The organism is Rummeliibacillus sp. NPDC094406, from assembly GCF_044763875.1.
Taxonomy (GTDB): Bacteria; Bacillota; Bacilli; order Bacillales_A; family Planococcaceae; genus Rummeliibacillus.
Window position 1 is genome coordinate 689803 of record NZ_JBIWGZ010000001.1, and the last position, 18909, is coordinate 708711.

18 protein-coding genes and 1 other annotated feature are annotated in these 18909 nt (G+C 32.7%); of the genes, 7 read left to right on the plus strand and 11 right to left on the minus strand.

Translation table 11 applies throughout. From position 1 onward, the window contains the following. Nucleotides 1–164 precede the first annotated feature (164 nt). From ACIQ4I_RS03260 to ACIQ4I_RS03280, 5 genes are all read right to left on the minus strand, one after another. Nucleotides 165–1631 carry an amidase family protein gene (locus ACIQ4I_RS03260; protein WP_403092737.1) on the minus strand — a complete coding sequence of 489 codons (1467 nt, stop codon included), beginning with the start codon at nucleotides 1629–1631 and terminating at the stop codon, nucleotides 165–167. A gap of 653 nt (nucleotides 1632–2284) precedes the next feature. Next, a complete protein-coding gene (gene tyrS / locus ACIQ4I_RS03265) occupies nucleotides 2285–3499 on the minus strand; it encodes a tyrosine--tRNA ligase (RefSeq protein ID WP_403092738.1) in 1215 nt (404 codons plus the stop codon). A 78-nt stretch (nucleotides 3500–3577) separates the two neighbouring features. Then, nucleotides 3578–3820, minus strand: a binding site (T-box leader). Nucleotides 3821–3937: 117 nt separating this feature from the next. Continuing rightward, nucleotides 3938–4189: a hypothetical protein gene (locus ACIQ4I_RS03270; RefSeq protein ID WP_403092739.1), complete on the minus strand. Its 252-nt coding sequence runs from the start codon at nucleotides 4187–4189 to the stop codon at nucleotides 3938–3940. Beyond that, nucleotides 4167–4685 carry an RNA polymerase sigma factor gene (locus ACIQ4I_RS03275; RefSeq protein WP_403093368.1) on the minus strand — a complete coding sequence of 173 codons (519 nt, stop codon included), beginning with the start codon at nucleotides 4683–4685 and terminating at the stop codon, nucleotides 4167–4169. Before ACIQ4I_RS03275 ends, ACIQ4I_RS03270 begins: the two co-directional genes overlap by 23 nt. A gap of 7 nt (nucleotides 4686–4692) precedes the next feature. Further along, nucleotides 4693–5073, minus strand: coding sequence for a group-specific protein (locus tag ACIQ4I_RS03280; protein ID WP_403092740.1), 381 nt, complete (start codon nucleotides 5071–5073; stop codon nucleotides 4693–4695). Between the two features lie 644 nt (nucleotides 5074–5717). Between ACIQ4I_RS03280 and ACIQ4I_RS03285 the strand changes: the two genes are divergently transcribed. Both ACIQ4I_RS03285 and ACIQ4I_RS03290 read left to right on the plus strand, forming a co-directional pair. Continuing rightward, nucleotides 5718–7322 carry an MDR family MFS transporter gene (locus ACIQ4I_RS03285; RefSeq protein ID WP_403092741.1) on the plus strand — a complete coding sequence of 535 codons (1605 nt, stop codon included), beginning with the start codon at nucleotides 5718–5720 and terminating at the stop codon, nucleotides 7320–7322. Between the two features lie 392 nt (nucleotides 7323–7714). Continuing rightward, entirely contained in the window at nucleotides 7715–7840 is a 126-nt protein-coding gene (locus ACIQ4I_RS03290; protein ID WP_403092742.1) for a hypothetical protein, read from the plus strand. A 212-nt stretch (nucleotides 7841–8052) separates the two neighbouring features. Here ACIQ4I_RS03290 and ACIQ4I_RS03295 read toward each other — a convergent pair whose 3' ends face one another. Continuing rightward, nucleotides 8053–8631: a YitT family protein gene (locus tag ACIQ4I_RS03295; RefSeq protein ID WP_403092743.1), complete on the minus strand. Its 579-nt coding sequence runs from the start codon at nucleotides 8629–8631 to the stop codon at nucleotides 8053–8055. A 765-nt stretch (nucleotides 8632–9396) separates the two neighbouring features. Here ACIQ4I_RS03295 and ACIQ4I_RS03300 point away from each other — a divergent pair. The 3 genes from ACIQ4I_RS03300 to ACIQ4I_RS03310 all read left to right on the plus strand — a co-directional run bounded on the left by ACIQ4I_RS03300 (nucleotide 9397) and on the right by ACIQ4I_RS03310 (nucleotide 11411). Continuing rightward, entirely contained in the window at nucleotides 9397–10167 is a 771-nt protein-coding gene (locus ACIQ4I_RS03300) for a sporulation protein (protein WP_403092744.1), read from the plus strand. A 102-nt stretch (nucleotides 10168–10269) separates the two neighbouring features. Continuing rightward, nucleotides 10270–10803, plus strand: coding sequence for a GNAT family N-acetyltransferase (locus ACIQ4I_RS03305; RefSeq protein WP_403092745.1), 534 nt, complete (start codon nucleotides 10270–10272; stop codon nucleotides 10801–10803). A gap of 290 nt (nucleotides 10804–11093) precedes the next feature. Beyond that, nucleotides 11094–11411 (plus strand): hypothetical protein, encoded by a 318-nt coding sequence (locus ACIQ4I_RS03310; RefSeq protein WP_403092746.1) that lies wholly within the window; start codon nucleotides 11094–11096, stop codon nucleotides 11409–11411. 100 nt (nucleotides 11412–11511) lie between these two features. Here ACIQ4I_RS03310 and ACIQ4I_RS03315 read toward each other — a convergent pair whose 3' ends face one another. After that, nucleotides 11512–11703 carry a hypothetical protein gene (locus ACIQ4I_RS03315; protein WP_403092747.1) on the minus strand — a complete coding sequence of 64 codons (192 nt, stop codon included), beginning with the start codon at nucleotides 11701–11703 and terminating at the stop codon, nucleotides 11512–11514. A 395-nt stretch (nucleotides 11704–12098) separates the two neighbouring features. Beyond that, nucleotides 12099–13622, minus strand: coding sequence for a serine hydrolase domain-containing protein (locus tag ACIQ4I_RS03320; protein ID WP_403092748.1), 1524 nt, complete (start codon nucleotides 13620–13622; stop codon nucleotides 12099–12101). Between the two features lie 733 nt (nucleotides 13623–14355). Between ACIQ4I_RS03320 and ACIQ4I_RS03325 the strand changes: the two genes are divergently transcribed. Then, nucleotides 14356–14667 carry an ArsR/SmtB family transcription factor gene (locus ACIQ4I_RS03325; RefSeq protein ID WP_403093371.1) on the plus strand — a complete coding sequence of 104 codons (312 nt, stop codon included), beginning with the start codon at nucleotides 14356–14358 and terminating at the stop codon, nucleotides 14665–14667. 308 nt (nucleotides 14668–14975) lie between these two features. Beyond that, nucleotides 14976–16151, plus strand: coding sequence for an MFS transporter (locus tag ACIQ4I_RS03330; RefSeq protein ID WP_403092749.1), 1176 nt, complete (start codon nucleotides 14976–14978; stop codon nucleotides 16149–16151). A 236-nt stretch (nucleotides 16152–16387) separates the two neighbouring features. On the opposite strand, the gene ACIQ4I_RS03335 is transcribed toward ACIQ4I_RS03330, so the two are convergent. The 3 genes from ACIQ4I_RS03335 to ACIQ4I_RS03345 all read right to left on the minus strand — a co-directional run bounded on the left by ACIQ4I_RS03335 (nucleotide 16388) and on the right by ACIQ4I_RS03345 (nucleotide 18553). Then, a complete protein-coding gene (locus ACIQ4I_RS03335) occupies nucleotides 16388–17062 on the minus strand; it encodes a response regulator transcription factor (protein WP_403092750.1) in 675 nt (224 codons plus the stop codon). A 5-nt stretch (nucleotides 17063–17067) separates the two neighbouring features. Further along, on the minus strand, nucleotides 17068–18228 hold the full coding sequence (locus ACIQ4I_RS03340) for a sensor histidine kinase (protein ID WP_403092751.1): 1161 nt from the start codon (nucleotides 18226–18228) through the stop codon (nucleotides 17068–17070). A 166-nt stretch (nucleotides 18229–18394) separates the two neighbouring features. Then, nucleotides 18395–18553, minus strand: coding sequence for an avidin-fold protein (locus ACIQ4I_RS03345; RefSeq protein ID WP_403092752.1), 159 nt, complete (start codon nucleotides 18551–18553; stop codon nucleotides 18395–18397). Nucleotides 18554–18909 lie beyond the last annotated feature (356 nt).

Below are 18909 nucleotides of genomic sequence, written 5' to 3' on the forward strand. Positions count from 1 at the left end.
TCCCTTCTATTGCCCAATTTAATAAAAAAAGCGTATTCGAAATAAATACTCGAATACGCTTATTAACTTGAAGAAAATCAACAATTAATCTAAATGGCCTTATTCTTAAAAATTCCGATATAATGTTTTTTCTCTCTCGGATGTAATACTAAGATTTAGTAGTCTTATAATTCCGGTGCTTTTCTGCTTTTCGTTGCTTGTTCAAAAGCAAATGCAAGCTTAATTAATGTACCCTCACTAAAAGCGGTACTTGCAAAAGTAATACCAAAGGGTCTTCCATTTTCCATATAGCCTGCAGGTACTGCTATAGATGGATACCCAGCCTTAGCACTTATAGTCGAACCAATATAAGATGGAAATAATATGGCATCAAGATTATACTCATTCAGTGCATAATCAATGCCCATTTCTTGAGATAGATACACATCTTCTAATTTCGCATTTAAATATTCAGGATTTCTTAACGTGTTTGTTAAAAATTGTCTTTCCTCCAATTTATCTTGGCCATATTTTAATGCTTGTCCTTCATGTTTCTTGTTAAATTCTATTAATTCTTCAATAGAATGTACTGGAATGTAGGAAGGCAACTTAGATAAATAATTTTCTAAGCTATGTTTTAGTTCATATTTATTTACACTCCAACTCCAATCACTATTGAAAGATGGAATTTCGATATCTTCAATAACTTCTGTTCCTTCATCTTTTAAAATTTGAATCGCATTTTCAAATAGATTTTCATTGTATTCTCCAGAGTTATAATATTCATTTGAAGCTTTATTGAAGACACCAATTCTTGCTCCTTTTAATCCTTTAGAATCTAAGAAGGAGGTATAATCATGACTAGCATTTCCATCACTTTTAAATGTAGCTGCATCAAGTTTATCAACACCTGTTAAAACACTTAATAAAATAGCTGCGTCAGTAACTGTTCTTGCAAAAGGTCCCGCAGTATCTTGTGAATAAGTAAATGGAATAATTCCTGTTCTACTGATTAGACCAACTGTGGGCTTAATGCCAACTACTGAATTTTGAATCGCTGGACTAAGAATAGAAGCATCTGTTTCCGTACCGACAGATAACATTGTGAGATTTGCAGCGACTGCCACTGCAGATCCTGAGCTCGAACCCCCAACAAAAAGATCTGCATCACCATAGGGATTTAATACTTGCCCTCCCCTTGCACTATAGCCTGCCCACATTTTAGTTGCCATTCCATTTGCTAGTTCTGTCATATTTGTTTTACCCATTATTACTGCACCTGATTGACGTAGTTTTTCCACAAGAAATGCGTCACGATTACTAAGATAATTTTCTAGTGCAAGTGTTCCAGCACTCGTATGCATGGAATCATTAGTTTCTATATTGTCTTTCAAAAGAATCGGTATACCATGTAAAGGTCCCCTTATTCCCTTTGTTTTTCTTTCATGGTCCAGTGCTTCTGCAATAAATATTGCATCAGGATTAATTTCCAGAATAGAATTTAATTTCGATCCACTCTGATCATACTTTGCAATTCTTGAATGATAATACATAACTAACTCTTTCGATGTTATTTCACCTTTTTCTAAAGCGGATTGAATTTCATAAACAGTTAATTCTTCTTTAAAAAAATCTTTAAATTTAATTCTCATATGCATCCCCCTTTGATTTTATTACGGAATATAAACATTGTTCGACCTTATATTACTGCATTTATAATTGAAAAATTGTTATACATATAGCAACTTTAAATTAAGTGAAAAATAATTTTAACCCTCTTAGTTACAAAGTAGGAACCTTGTAAAATTACTCATTTGAGTCAATTTCATAATTCGATGTTTTGATATAAAACACGAACATTAAACAAGGGAATTGTTTGTGCTATATCTATTAGAATATTGTCTAGTAGCGGAAGATGGTGACTCCTGCGGGAAAGCGAGAAAGGTGAGACCCCGCAGGGAGATTAAGGAACGGAGTCTAGGAACGCCACGTCCTGTGGCAACGACTCCGTGACCAACTTCCTGTTGCCCCGAGGAGGCTCAACGCTCGACCGCGGAAAGCGCCATCTGTAGCGGCATATTAAACAAATAGTATATTTGAAGTATTTGTATTGTACGTTTAGATAATATTCGTGTTTTTTGCCTAGAAAAGTATTTATGAAATTGATTCATTTCGATTTTAATTATTTATTGTAATCAGATTTTGTCTCAATTTCTTTCGCTTGTCTGATGGATAGAAATAAAGATGTTTTGAAACTTTTCTTTAATCAACTTTTTTGGGAAACAAATATTTCAACTTAGTCCAATTATTTAATAAATTGTATGAATCGCTTCTTCCCTATTTGTAAAACATCGTCATTCATTAAAATTTTGTCCATATCATCTTCTGCAATTTTTTCACCATTTAAAGAAACGCCATTTTGTTTAATTAATCGCATAAATTCACTTTTACTTTTAATATAGTCTTTAGCAATTAATGTTGGAATAATATCAAATACAGATTCTTTCCCTATTTCAATTAACATGAAGGGAATGTTATCAGGGATTTGTTTCTTTTGAAATGCTGTTTCAAAATAATGCTTTGCCCTCCTCATAGCCTCTTCCCCATGGTATAAAGTAGTAATAATTTCTGCTAATTCTAGTTTTATATCTCGTGGATTTTCACCTTTTGATAATCTATTCTTCACTTCCTTAATCACTTTAGGATGCTCATCTGTTGCAAGTTCAAAATATTTAATAATTAATGCATCAGGTACTTCCATTACTTTTTTGAACATTACTTCAGGTGCTTCATTCACCCCAATATAATTCCCTAAGCTTTTACTCATTTTTTCGACACCATCTAAACCTTCTAATAGAGGCATGAAAATAGCGATTTGTTTTTCGAGCCCTAAATGCTTTTGTAATGTACGTCCCATTAATATATTGAACGTTTGGTCTGTACCGCCTAATTCAATATCAGCAAAAATTTCAACTGAATCATATGCTTGCATTAATGGATAGAAGAATTCATGAACACCAATTGATACTTGATTGTTATATCGTTTATAGAAATCATCACGTTCTAAAATACGAGCTACAGAAGTCGTCGCAGCTAATTTGATAACTTCCTCAAATGTTAACTTTGATAACCACTCACTATTAAAACGTACAGTTGTCTTTTCCTTTTCTAAAATTTTAAAAATCTGCTCACAATATGTTTTAGCATTTTCTTTTACAATTTCATCACTTAGTGCAATGCGCCCTTTGGCTTTTCCTGTTGGGTCTCCTATACGACCTGTAAAATCACCAATAATAATGACAACGCGATGGCCTAAATCTTGCATTTGTTTAATTTTTCGTAGAACTACAGCATGCCCTAAATGAATATCTGGTGCAGAAGGATCTAAACCAAGCTTAATCGTTAAAGGTTTTTGTTCTTTAAAAGAATGTTCCAATTTTGCTAATAACTCTTCTTCATTGACAATCTTGTCTACACCTTTTTGAATAATCACTAATTGTTCCTCTGGTTTTAAAAACATACAATACAACTCCTTAAATTTGAATTAATATTGCAAGTTCTATAAGAGCAAAATAAAAAACGTCCTTTAGGGATTAACCTAAAGGACGTGTATGAACGTGTTACCACCTTTATTTAAGAGTTATTCGCATAACTCTTCTCAATAGGTACGGCTAAATTGCGATACCTTTGCATTGATTACGGATGCAAACCCGTCGTAGCCTACTAAAGTTCGGTACGCAGCTCCAAGATGTATTCATTTTAACTTTCCTTCGCGCCTCTCATCTACCGGCTACTTTCTGTAAGTTCCATTAAAATTACTCGTTCTCTTCAACGCTTTTACTCTTATACTCCAAATTGTTATAAACAATTCTTTGTTATGCAAATCTTGATATCTATTATATTGTAATTATTAGAATTGTCAATAAATTTTTAATTCTCTTGTCATTGTATACTTAGATTAATACAACAAAAATAGCTGGTAAATTGTAATACATATCGCCACAACAATCGGAGAAATTCTTAACACTTTAAAACCGGTTAATGAAGAATTTATTTCTTCTAATGGATCTTGCGTAGGAGATGCTAAGTATCCAATAAAACGTTGCCATCTATTCAGTTTAAATTGACTTAGTTCTTTCGGTATTTTCACTTCATATTCATCGAGTCGATTTTTCAACGGTTTTTCTTTATTGAACTCTTCTTTCAGCATAACAAACCTCCCCCAGCTCCTCTTTTAAAGATTTGATCGCGTTATGCAATCTTGACTTTACAGTACCAATTGGAATGGATAATATCCGTGCAATTTCTTCTTGCGTTAAATCATGATAATACGTCAATAGGATGACCGCTTTTTGCTTTTCAGGTAAATTAGCAATCGCCTGTTGAACAGCTAACTTTTCATCTGATGAAAAAGATGTAACTGCAGTTGGTACTAAAAATGGCAATAAAGTTCGCCACTTTTTTCGTCTATTTAATTTATTGATCAGTATACGATATGCGATTTGAAAGACATAAGATTTCACGGATCCTTTTTGCCTATTATAATCTGATTTTACTTTTTGCAATTTTTCAAACGTATCGTGAACAATATCCATACTTAGTTGTTCCTCACATGTATAGCGGTATAAAAAACAATAAAGAGGCTCATATAATTGCTGATATAACAAGGTGAATGCCTCTAAATCTCCTTGTTTATATGACTCCATCCACTCTTCATTGCTTTTCATTTAGCTCATCCTCCCAATGAGCTTTAATCGATTTTAAGGTAACTGAAACACGTGAGATTAAATAAAGAATGGTCACAAGCACCCATACTTGCGATTGGTTCGTAAAAAATTGAACATAAGGATTTTCAACTGATTGATTGAATGATAGCAACAGATTTAAAACTTGCACACAGATGATTGTATAAATAGCCAAAATAAGTGTTAATGTATCAAAAACATTCCATCGTAAAAAAATCGTTGTTTTTTTATAGTCAATTTTTCTGTTCTTCCGTACAATATATTTCCGGTCCATAGAAGGCATAATTACCGCAATAAGAGTAGTTATTAAAACAATAACTATTAACGATACAATCCAACCTATTCCCATAATGATCACCTATCCTTCAAATATTTTCTTTTTCCATTTTCATTTACTATACAAATGAGCAAAGCAAAAAGTTCATTCAAATCCAAAAAAAATAATAATTCCCTTTATATTACTTTTATTTTACTAAAGGCGATATATAAAACCCACCAACTTTCTGATAAGTTGATGGGTAGTAAAAACAAGCAAAAATCATTATTATGGCTGAAGAAGCAAAATATTTGCATGATTATTATCAAACTGAACACATTAACACAAGAAATAAGAGTTCCGAAAGTTTTATGACGAAGCTAGAAAAAGTATCACCACTTCGTTTTTAAGTTCAAAAAATCCCATAGCTGATATTGCTGGTATGAGAATAATTTATTCCTTAGTTAATAATATCTATCACATATACTCTCAAGCAGCTAAAACTACAAAATTAATCGATTAAAAAAGATCACAGCGATGTAAAAAAATTAAATTAAAAATGTAAATACATTTCACAAGGAGAATATATTTTGGGAAAAGTTGAATATCAAAATAAATATCAAATAACCTCTTTGATAAAGGGTTTCTCACCTATTGAGCAGGTGAGAAAAAACTTCAACAATAAGGTGCAAGTGCAAAGTTATGTATGAATTTATTTTTTAAAGGGGTTGGTTCAAATGGATAATCAGAAAGCGGTAGCTTTTGAAGATGAGAGTACAAAACATCGGGGACTATTGATCGTCGGTTTATTAGTTGCTATGCTTTTCGCTGCACTTGATAATACAATTGTTGGAACCGCTATGCCAAGAATTGTGGGGGAACTTGGAGGATTAGGTGTCATGACATGGCTTACAACAGCCTACATGCTCACATCCACTACCGTTGTACCTGTTACAGGTAAATTGGCAGATTTGATTGGGCGCAAATCCGTGTATGTAACGGGGATAATTATATTCTTGATTGGCTCTGCTCTTTGCGGAATGGCAAATTCCATGACCCAGTTAATCATTTTTCGTGGGATTCAAGGGTTAGGCGGAGGCGTAATGATGCCTATGGCAATGATTATTATTGGTGATATTTTTACGGGTGCTCAAAGGGCAAAATGGCAAGGTGTTTTCGGTGCTATTTTCGGTCTTTCATCCATTATAGGTCCCCAGATTGGTGGGTGGATTGTAGATGCAGCCAACTGGAGATGGGTATTTTACATTAATATGCCAGTTGGTATTATTGCAGCCATTCTAATTAGTTTAGGGCTTAAAAATAAAAAACTAGAAGGACCAATTAAAATAGACTTCGTTGGTATCTTTACGATGATTGTTGGCGTTGTTAGTTTACTTCTTGCTTTGACATTTGGTGGTAAAGATTATCCATGGGGCTCATGGCAGATTGTCTCTCTTTTTGTAATTTCTGCGGTGTTTCTCATTAGTTTTGTAATCGTTGAATCTAAAACAAGCGAAGCGATATTACCTATGCATTTATTTAAAAATAAGACTTTTTCCATTTTAAATGGTATTGGATTCCTTATGTCTGTGGGAATGTTTGGTGCTATTATGTTTGTTCCTCTTTTCATGCAAGGGATTATAGGAATGAGCCCTTCACAATCTGGAACGATGATGATTCCAATGATGGTATCTATGATGATTGCAAGTATTTTTGGAGGTCAGATAGTTAGAAAAATTGGCGTTAAAACGCAAATTATTATTGGTATGATTATCATGGGTGTAGGTTTCTGGTTATTATCAACAATGGGTATTGACACTACAAAAAAAGTAGCAATGAGCTTTATGGGAACACTTGGCTTAGGTATGGGATTAGTTATGCCAATAATAACCCTTGCCTTACAAGAGAGTTTTCCAAAGTCAGAATTAGGCGTTGTTACTTCATCCAGTCAATTTTTCCGTCAAATCGGTGGAACATTTGGAATGACTATTTTGGGAGCGATTATGAATTACCGTTCAACCAATTTATTGACAGAAAAATTAGTTCCTACGCTAGAGAAACTTCCACCAGAAGCAGGTGGGTTAGTAAATCAATTTGAGGGTATGATTAAAGAGTCGCCGCAAGGTGTCTATTCGATATTGCTTAGTCCAGAAACATTAGAAAAAATTCCTACTTCTATTCAAAATATGATGATCCCTATTCTAAAATCTACATTAGTTGATGCATTGCATAGCGTATTTCTTGTAGGCTTAATATTTGTAATATTGGGTGCCATTTTATCATTCTTTATGAAGAAAATTAAGCTGTCTGATCCTAAAAAAGAAACAGAGGGTAACAAATAAATTCCGATAAATCTACTGACAATAAATAATTAGAAGAACATTCCTCAATGATACGATATCCGCGTATTGTTATAGAATTGTTGTCCATTCATTAATGTATACTTTTTTAATAAATGAAATATAAACATGTAAAAAAGCATGGCATTCGCCATGCTTTTTTTCTTACTATGTTAGTTCCCGATTTTCTTGTCTTTTAAAACAAATTGCTAAAAACTCCAAATCCACAATAAATTGATCGCTTAATTTAATTGTTTCTTACAGATGGCTTTCCCAACCGCAAAGACATCAATCCCTGGATAAGTTCATGGTGCTCTCCATCCCTGTTTTTCCATCCTCATTTAGCGGTGGGAGGAAATATGATTTTAAACAATAAATGAAAGCGAGTTGAGAAATTGAAAAAAGCAATTATCATCGGAGCTAGTTCAGGTATTGGAAAAGAGTTAACCAAGATTCTTTCCGTTGAGGGATATATTGTTGGTATTGTAGCTAGAAGTACAGCGAATTTAATTGAGCTTTAAAAACAACTCCCAAATAAAACATTTATTAAAACTGTCGATATTTCTTGTCCAAATAGAGCAAATACTCTTATAGAGGATCTAATTAGAGAGATGGGAGGAATAGATTTATTTGTCATCAGTTCTGGAGTGTGACATCTTAACCCCGAATTAAATTTAAGTTTCGAACAAGAAGTTATTGATGTGAATGTTTCAGGGTTTGTAGCTATTTCCAACTAGGTATTAACAATTTTCCTTGTAATGAGACTTGTTGTTATCCCAACTACTAATAAAGTAATAATTGATAGTAAGAGCGTATGTGCGGATATTAATACTCCCCCTAATATAATAACTGTAATATCAATCACGAAAATAACAATTCCAACGTTTACTCCTGTTTTAACACTTACGAATTGAGCAACTAGATCAGTCCCTCCAGTACTTGTACGGTGTCGTAACATTAATCCAATGCCAGTACCAACAAAGATGCCTCCTAATATCGAACTAAAAACAGCACTAATATCAATTAAGGAACGAAAGGGTTTGAACAAATCAATGGTGAAAGAAGACAAAAGTAATCCATGCAAACTATTGTAAAAATAAGTTCTATATCTAAACCAAGCAACAATAAAAATCGGCATACTCAAAATAATAATCATTAGGCCGACTTTCAAATTGTATAAATAGTTTAAGATTAATGCTAATCCTACAATTCCTCCATCTAGTATTTTATATGGTGTTAAAAATAAGTTTATTCCAAGTGATAAAAAAACACTTCCAATTATTATTATTGAGCCTTTCTTTAGGAAATACATATAAACCCCCTCTAAGGACAACACATATTTCATGTTATGAAATAATAGAACAGAACATGTTTTAATTGAAATACAAAGTTGAAGTGTTAATGATGTTTTTTTTGCATAATGAGGTAATTTCATATTTTCGGTTTTTAAATACGAACATTTCAACACATTAATTTTTCAGTTTACAGATTTGGATGTTCCGCTACAGACGGCGCTTTCCACGGGCTTGGCTTCAACTTCCTCGTCACTATGTTGTGGGCACTGAAAAATGATTTTACCCCTAACTTATAGTACAAATCCGCTATAACATGAAGTGGAATCAGCTTCGCTTTCCGCGGTCGAACCGACGAGCCTCCTCGCTTCGCTGTGGGGTCTCTCTGGCTCGCTTTCCCGCAGGAGTCTTCGCTGATTCCACTTCAACAAAATATGTATCACAAAATTTTATTATTATTCATGCATTTTGACTTTATCAGTGGCCTCCACTACTATCCAGAGGGGCATTCAGCACAAGCTTTTCCCTTAGGTCTATTAATGAACCTCACTGAATTAACATCGTACGTAGAAAATGCGAATGCATTTTCGAGGACTCGCCATCTTCCGCTTCATAGACAATGTTCTAATAGATACGGCATATAACAATGCCCAATTTAATATTCGTTTTTTTTATTAAATCTTTGCATTATGAAATTAATTCTAATATATAAAGCTACCAATTATTTTGAAACCATCTATTAAGTTTTACGTATATTATGTAAATAAATTAAATGGAGGAAACATATGTCATTATTACATAAGGCACTTGCAAGCTTTGGAATAGGAGCAGCAAAAGTTGATACAAAAATAGAACAATCTGTTTTTACAGTTGGACAAATAGTTCAAGGTGAAGTCCACATTCATGGAGGAAATGTTAATCAACATATAGATGCGATATTTTTAAATGTTTATACCTCTTATATACATGAGTCTAATGATTTAAAGCACATTGAACATGCATCTATTACACAAGTAAAGGTGACCGAACCATTTACAATTCAAGCAAGTGAAGAAAGAGTTATCCCATTTTCGTTTACTCTTCCCATCGATTGCCCTGTCACAATGGGAAAAACAAACGTATGGATTAAAACTAGCTTAGCTATATCAAATGCTATTAATCCTAAAGATGAGGATTATATAGAAGTTCAGCCTACTCCCCTAGTTGCGGATATTCTAGATGAAATTACTAACCTTGGTTTCAGACTTCGTGAGGTAGAATGTGAGAAAGCATCCTACAAATTACGTAATCATTATCCTTTTGTACAAGAATTTGAATTTGTTCCTACTGGAGGTAGTTTCCGAGGTAAACTAGATGAGCTTGAAATAATTTTCACTGCGCAAGCAATAGACTCCGTAGAACTACTAATGCAAGTGGATCGAAAAGCACGTGGATTAAGTGGTCTTTTATCTGAAGCATTAGAAATGGATGAATCTTATGTACGCTTCACAATAAATCAACATGATATTCCTAACCTACGTGGAACATTACAGAAGTTGATTTCTAAATTCGCATAATATAGTGACTAGTAACTTTCCCTCAAATCGCGGAGAAAATAGGAACTAGAAATAATCATTACATTTCTAAAATTCTGCATGAATTATAAAAGGAGTGGTTGAATGTTTCCAATGTTAGAAACAGAAAGATTAGTTTTGAGAGAACTATTAGAAGATGATGCACAGGGGCTATTGAATTGTTTTTCGAATGAGGATGTACTACGTTACTATGGGCAAAAACCATTAGTAGATAAAGGACAGGTTAAAAATATTATTAGGAATTTTTCAATTAACTACAAGGAAAAACGAGGAATTAAATGGGGCATTGAATTAAAAGAAACAGAAGAGATTATTGGAACTATCGGTTTTCATGACTGGTCATCTGAACACAAGAGAGCTGAAATAGCTTATGCACTTTTACCTGAGTACTGGGGAAATGGGTATGCTACTGAAGCGGTTTTAAAAGTTATATCATACGGATTTAATGAACTTGATTTAACTCGTATTGGAGCAGTTGTTTTTACAGAAAATACAGCCTCTAATCTGTTATTAGCAAAATTAGGGTTTAACAAAGAAGGCGTTCTTAGAAATTATATGTATCAAAATAATGTCCCATATGATACGAACGTGTACTCCTTGCTTCCAAGTAAATCATAAAGCAAGAATATTTCGAAATAACCTTACTGCTATGTTAGAGAATTCCTTCATACCTTATAAAGGGACGATGGTTGGGAAGATTAATCTGGATTACTCTAATTCAATTTAAAAATATGAAAATAAAAAAAGTCGCGTCTGCGATTTTTTTTATTTTTAATAGCTGTTTTCTAAAAGATTGTTGCTTATATGATATTTAGTTATACTCGTTCCACTTTTTGTTGAAATATAGTATATATTTATCAAAGAAATAGAGATTTCAAATTTAATAAATGAAAAAAGGGGGAAAAGAAATGTATTGGGAAACTCTACCTAATTGGTTTTGGGCAATATACTATTTGTTTTTATTAGCAACATTAGGAACCGCCATATTTAGTGTTGTCAAAAGGAAAATGAAAGGTTTGTCCGTTATTGCAATTGTATTCACTTTAACAGTTCCAATAGTTAGTCTGGTAAATAGTATTGGAAGAGCAGAAGGAAGGAATGAATTTGAACATTTAGTGAGTCAATTGCAACAAGGTGCTATTTGGTCTGTTTTTGTAATTATAGGTTATTTGTTTTTATTAGTTTGGTGGGTTTTATTCCTATCCAAAAGCAAGACCGAGAAGTAAGTTATCGTTTCAAATAAAAACAATTCGAAGTCCTCAATTTGGAGGTCTTTTATTATGCACTTCTCAACATCTTAACTGTTCTATAAAATTCCAACTATATTTAGTTGGATCCTTTTTCCTTTATTTCTTCTTTACGCTTTTTTAATATAAAGAAAATAATTCCATACAACACCATTAATAATAAAATGTCGATTAAATATCTAATTGTATCCCCCTCTTTGAAGTTTTTATAAAAGTCTGGAAACACTAAGCCTATTAAACCACAAATTATAATAATTGAGAAAATTTTCATTTTTGTCCAATTCTCCTTTTTTCTATATCATTATCTATATGTAAATAATAACATTAGAGGGATTTTATTGCGAAAAAGGTTATTATTATAATCTTATCATTTATATTTCTAGCAAACAACTGAGCCTGCATATCCTGAAGAAAAAAGCGAGACTTTAGTAACTTGTTTAAGACAAGAAATGAAATTACAACAAACTGATGAAGGATTTAACGGTGGTGTCTCTACTTATCAACTACCGGGATATGATCCTTTTCCCTATTGTGTAGAAAGTCTCTGAATGCCCCCTCTATTAGTACAATAATTTCAACAGCAAAAGCGTTAATCCTTTGGATCAACGCCCTCCCAATTATGGTTACTAGAAAATTCACCTTGTTAATTCTCAATTAATGAATTTATCATACTATCTTATGATTAGTTTCATCGAATTCAATGACTTTCCTGTTTTCTTTTGAGCTTTTATCTGTGTTCAGCTTAATACGTATTAGTCTACCAATCTTAATTATGCCAATAATAATTAAGGATAATGAAATGATGAATAAAGCATGCCCAATGCCTGGAACAAATAATGTTACCGTTGATAAAGGTGCCACTAAAGTAAATTCATACAATATTAATAATGGTAGTAAGAAGTTAAAAACAAGCAAAGACACTACATTAACTATTACCCTGAAAGGCTTTACTTTACGTTTTTGTCCTTTGAATATTTTATAAATTGAAAAAGCCACGAATACTATTGCCACAACAATTATTAAATCAAATATGATATAAATCATAAAAGGATTCTCTTCGCTTTTCAGAGGTTCATTATGTTTAACAAAATTGTATAGATTCGTCACCATCTGATCATATTGGTTACTATTTAAATAATCGAATGAATTGATTAGTAAGGTAATTCCATACTCATTATCTAAAAGGACCCTTGTATATGTATTTTCTGTCCAACCATTATGCGATATCACATCATTATCTACTTCCCATCCCATTGCATAATAAGTATGATCCTTAATGAGAGATGATGGTTGATGCATTTCCTCCATACTTTGTTTTGTTAAAACCCTTTCGCCTTTAAATTGTCCTTTATTTAATATGGCAATCATATAATTTGCCATATCTTCAGCACTTGAAATGAGATAACCATGAGGAACGTTTGCTTCATGATTCAATTGTTCTGTTGGACGTTTAAATCCAAACATCGTTTCATAGCCAGTAGCTATCGTATTGTTTTTATCTTCTTTTGGATTTGTATAACTATTTACCATATGAAGCGGTTTATAAATATTTCTTTTTATATATTCATCATAGGGAGTCTTTGTGACTTCTTCAATGACTAAACCTAGAATAGCGTAATTCAGATTGGAATATTGGTATGATTCACCAACTCCTTTTTCTAGGTGCAGCCCTTTTAAACTCTCTACAAGTTTTTTTAACGATTGATCACCTTCAGATATAGCACGTTGCCCATCATATTCAGAGATTCCACTGGTATGATTTAATAAATGCCGGATGGTAATTTCTTTTGATTCTTCCTCATCTGCTACTCTAAACCAAGGGATATATTGTTGAACCGGATTATCCAATTGAATCATTCCTTGGTCCACTAATTGCATAATGGCTAGTGCGGTAAAAGATTTACTAACAGATCCAAGAACAACTGGCGTCTGTGGTGTCATTTTAGTACCATTAGGACCTGATATTCCATAACCTTTGATATATTGTACTTTATCACCTTTCACTATCGCTATTGAAGCACCAGGGATGTGTTGTTTCTCAAGTTCTTTGTTTATGTATTCATCAATTTTAGAAGTGTCTAAATTAGTATGATTTTCAGCTGCCAAAGCCTTCTCATTTAATGATGAAATAAAAGACAGAAGAATGATTAGTATTAATTTTCCGATTTTCGATACTGTTAAACTTTTCATGCTGTCCCCCAATTTCTATAATATAATCTTTATTGTATCTTCATTTACGTCTTTTCCAACATCATTAAAATAAACAGTTTGCAAGCTGCAATGGATTTGAGCATGCACTTTTTTACCTCCTTTTTAAATTTCATTTCATACTTTTACTCTACAAATGAAAAGTAATATACAGTAGTTCCGGTAAGTCATTAATAAGTAATATCTATTTTAAAAAAAAACGAAAATTTATGACCATTGGCTAATATATATTACTTCTTAAAAAAAGTGACTATTGAAAAGTTATTGAGGCTCTCTTTTATTGCGAAAATCTATAGGACGTCTACTGTTGTAGCATTTAAATAAGGTTTGATCAAAAACACCTCAAAAATCAGTATTTTAAGTTAAGTAAATAGAATCCATTTTGAAAAAAGATTGATCAAAATGGATTCCTGTTTTAGGAATGTGAAATTAGCTATTATTATTTGTTTTATTTATACAACAAGTTAATACTTTCTAGCTGGGCAACTCTTTTGTATGTTTTCCCTAATCTCCATACCCACATCGCGACTTTTTTTCAAATCCACACCCTTTACAGTAGGCCAAATAATGAAAAGTAAATCGAACCCTATTGAGACTGCCAACGACTTGGATACGAAGAGGTAGTCGATTTGTTGAGTACGAATATGTGAGAATAGAAATTTCATTTTCAACATCTCCCATTTACAAATCTATAAAAGTAGATATAATTGTTGTTATGGAACCTTCATTAATTTATAAAGCATTATCAAATGATACTAGAAGTCAAATCTTATTATGGCTAAAGAATCCAGAAAATTTTTTTGACGAAAAGCCTTATTTAGAACAAGGAATTAGTTTTCAAGTTGGAATATGTGTAGGAGATATCCAGCTCAAAACTGGCTTAACCCAATCTGTTGTTTCTAATTATTTATTAACGATGAAGAAAGCAGGTTTATTAGAATCCGAACGAATTGGGAAATGGACGTATTATCGACGAAATGAAAAAACAATACAAGAATTTTCCGATTACGTCCAAAACGAATTATAAAGTGAAACTTGAATCAGTGAGAGTTTTCTTCACCCTCACTGATTATTAGTCTTCTCGAATTCTGCTTTTACAGGCAAGATAAATAGAAAGGAGGATTTTTTTTAGGATTTCATATCTAGTTATATAGATATCTGTTATTGTATATTCAAAATAATTCCGTACATAAACAAATGAAAGTTGACACTTTTAGCGATATCTCCTTGCTACAATATCCACTTTTTTTAAGTTAATGAATTGGATCCCTATAAATTTTAAGCATTTATGTATAAAGACTTTTAAAATCAATATAAGAATGGAGAATTTTATATATGAAAAAAGTAAACCATCTACTTATTATTATGCTAGCAGTAGGTGTATTTGGAATTATTACAACAGAGATGAGTATTGTCGGAGTATTACCACAAATCACTCAAAAATTTGGAATTTCAACTACACAAGCCGGATTATTAGTAAGTATATTTGCTCTTGTTGTTGCGATTTCTGGACCATTTTTAATACTTCTTGTATCTGGAATTAATCGTAAAATACTTTTATTAACAGCAATATCTATTTTCGCTATCTCTAATATGATTTACGCTTATACAACACAATTTGAAGTTATGCTCATTTTCCGTATTCTACCAGCAGCACTTCACCCACTCTTCTTTTCAATCGCTCTTGTAACTGCTGCTAAACTTGTTCCTCCAGAAAAAAGCGGTCAAGCAGTTACAAAAGTTTTTATGGGAATTACTGTTGGGTTTGCTTTAGGTGTACCATTGACTTCTTACCTTGCAGAACAGTTTTCATTAGAAATTGCGTTCCTATTTGGAGCATTTGTAAATGCTCTAGCATTTATCGGAATATTGATTTTACTTCCTTCTATGCCCGTTGAAGAAAAAATGTCTTTTGGCAAGCAAATTCGTATATTGCGTAAACCAGCATTATGGTTAAATATCGCAACTGTTACCTTTCTTTTTGCAGCCATGTTTTCAGTATACAGTTACTTTGCCGAGTACCTTGCAAAAGTAACAGACATGAATAGCTCTCTCATCAGTTTCATGCTATTCATATTTGGTGTGACTATGATTTTAGGTAATCATTTATTTGGAGTTTTTCTGCAAAAAAGTGTAGTAAATACCGTAATATATTTTCCAATTTTATATTCAGTCGTTTATTTATTGGTTTATTATTTAGGGCCTTATCTTGTTCCAATGATTTTTATGGTATTCATTTGGGGCATCGTACATTCCGGCGGTTTAATTGTTGGTCAAACATGGTTAATAAGTGAGGCAAAAGAGGCTCCGGAATTTGGAAATAGCTTATTCGTCTCGTTTTCCAACCTTGGAATTGCTTTTGGAACCTCTATTGGAGGCTGGTTCATTTCTCAATTAGGCATTCACCAGCTTACCTGGAGCGGATTCACATTTACACTGCTTTCGTTTTTATTGATCATCATAAAACTAAAATTTTTCAACTCTAATAACCAAGCATCGTTATCAAGCTAACATAATCTTATATTCATACAATCATGTAGCTTTGAAATAAAGTTTGATTAAATTAACGCCTTCAACTTTGATATAATTATCAAAGATTATTCAAAATCCACAACTGTGAGATTTTGTGAATGATGGACTTTATAAATTTCCCATGGAGTAAACAAATCCAAAAAAACGTTCCAGTTCAACACAATAAAAAAAGAATGTAGACAAAGTCGATTTAACTTTGTCTACATTCTTTTACTTCAATGTTTCTTATCTTCTACTAGACTCTCTTCCATTGCTTTAATAATAGCAGCAGATCTGTTTTTTACATTTAACTTCGAATAAATGGTGGAAATATAATTTTTCACAGTTCCAACTGAAAGAAACATCTTTTCTGAAATGTCTTTATTGGATAATCCTTGAGTTAAACATTTTAAAACTTTTAATTCTTGATTATTTAAATCATATGGATTACTTATAGAGTTATGGTCAAGTTGTTCTGAGTGTACGATATTATTTAATTGTAACTGACCAAATACCTCTTTTGCTAATTGTTGAGGAATGAGGGAACCTCCGTAATACACCATTTTAATTCCCTGAACTAAATATTCAGGATCAACAGCTTTTAATATATAACCTTCTGCACCAGCATTTAAGGCATTCAAAACGTGTGTAACATCTTGAAAAGTAGTAAGGATGATAACTTTTATATTGGGCCAACGTTTTTTAATTTCTTCTGTCGCCTGTACACCATCCATCACCGGCATTTGAATATCCATTAAAACAATATCAAGGTTTTCCTTTTCGCATAAAGCAATTGCCTGTTCTCCATTTTCCGCAGTTCCAACTATCTCAATATCTGAAATACTTTCAATTACAATTTTTAAGCTTTTTCTTAAAATCTCTTGATCTTCAACTATTGCCGCTTTAATCATTATAATTAAACTTCCTTTACCATAGGTATGTTACACGTTATCCTCATACCGTTATTCAATTTAGAATAAAAGTTAACTGTACCCGCTAATGCCGATATTCGATCTTTCATTGAGCGTAAGCCAAACCCTAAATTTAATTCATTACAACCATTTCCATTATCTTCAATAAGAACAATCAATTCTTCTTGTTTAAACGAAATATGTATTTTAATAAAAGTTGCCTGACCATGTTTTTTCGCATTTGTAAGTCCTTCTTGTATACAACGAATAATGGCAAGCTTTATTCTTTCACCAACTTCGGTCGCATTCCCTTCGACATTCAGTTTTATAACTGTTGATGTATGTTTGGTAAAATCAGCAATCAATTCTTTCACCGATTCGACAAGGGTTTGATGATTCGTTGGCGACATATGGTGAATTGTTTTTCTCACATCATTCAATCCATTTCGCGCTAAATCTGAAATCTCTTTTATACTTTTTTCTGCTTCTTTTTTATCTGCCTGATATAGATAAGGAAGGGCATCTAAACTTGTTATGACCGATGTGAAAATATGGCCAACTGTATCATGCAAATCTTGTGAAACTCTGTTTCGTTCTTCCTTAATCGTCAGTTCCTCAATCTTTTTTGAGTAATATTCCAAATCCTTGTTTTTTTCCTCAATAGAGGCAATTAACTCTTTATTAGCGTTATTGACAATCGTCAACCTCCCTAAACAAAAGCCAATACCATAAAAAATAGTTGAGTCAATAAAGAGTGCAAAGAAATCATTATTAGTAAAGAGAATGCTGGCCCATGTACCAGCTAACAAAAAAGGTCCTACCCAAATTAATGTCCTAACTTGACAAGCATAAGCAACAGTAAGAATAGGTAAGAGTAGAAAACTGTAAGTCACTGATATTTCATACTGACTCGATAAGTAAATAAACAAAGAACCCGTTAACAGCACCTCGGCGATTAAATAATATTGGAATTTAATACGCCCAGGCCGATAAAATTGATAAGGGATTATGTAAGAACAACTAGCCCATAATAGTAAAATCCACTTTACTGAACCAATCGTACCAACGAATATCGCGTAGCCATTATTAGTAAACCATACCGTACGCATGAGAAATAGAAAATAGTCCAACCAATGCCATTTCCTTTGATCCATTACTGCTCTCATACTTTTATCCCCCATTTTCACTGTCTATATCATCGTTCCTAAAACTTCTCAAATCAAGAGGGAGAAAATAAATTGAAGTGCACGGGAGTTTTTGACGGATACAACCCATTCATTTCATTTTTTGCATTTACAAGTTTATATCTAAACTCTAAGCTACTATCCTCATTTAAATTGCGATTAGTATCCCTTGTATCATTTCTCCATCACTATATGATACAGAGATGATATTTCCTTCTTGTCTATATTCAAATAAAGTTTGGATAGAAACTTCTTCATTCTCTGTATTTTCAATTTGAATAAATTTACGACCGTTATATTTTATCATATTAAGCTACTACCCTTTTACATTTTTATCAATCTTTATTATAAACAGTAAATCTTTTTTAAAAGGCTACAGCTACTTGATATGACTATGAAGTAATGAACTAATAACTCAATAAGAGATTCTATTGTTTGTGCTATATCTATTAGAATATTGTCAAGTAGCGGAAGATGGCGACTCCTGCGGGAAAGCGAGACAGTTGAGACCCCGCAGTGAAGCACGGTACGGGCTTCCGAGGAGGCTCAACGCTCGCCCGCGGAAAGCGCCATCTGGAGCGGCATACTAAGTAATGAAATGTTATGCGAATTAATGGATTGTATATTTAGATAATATTTGTGTTTTTAGGCTAGAAAAGTATT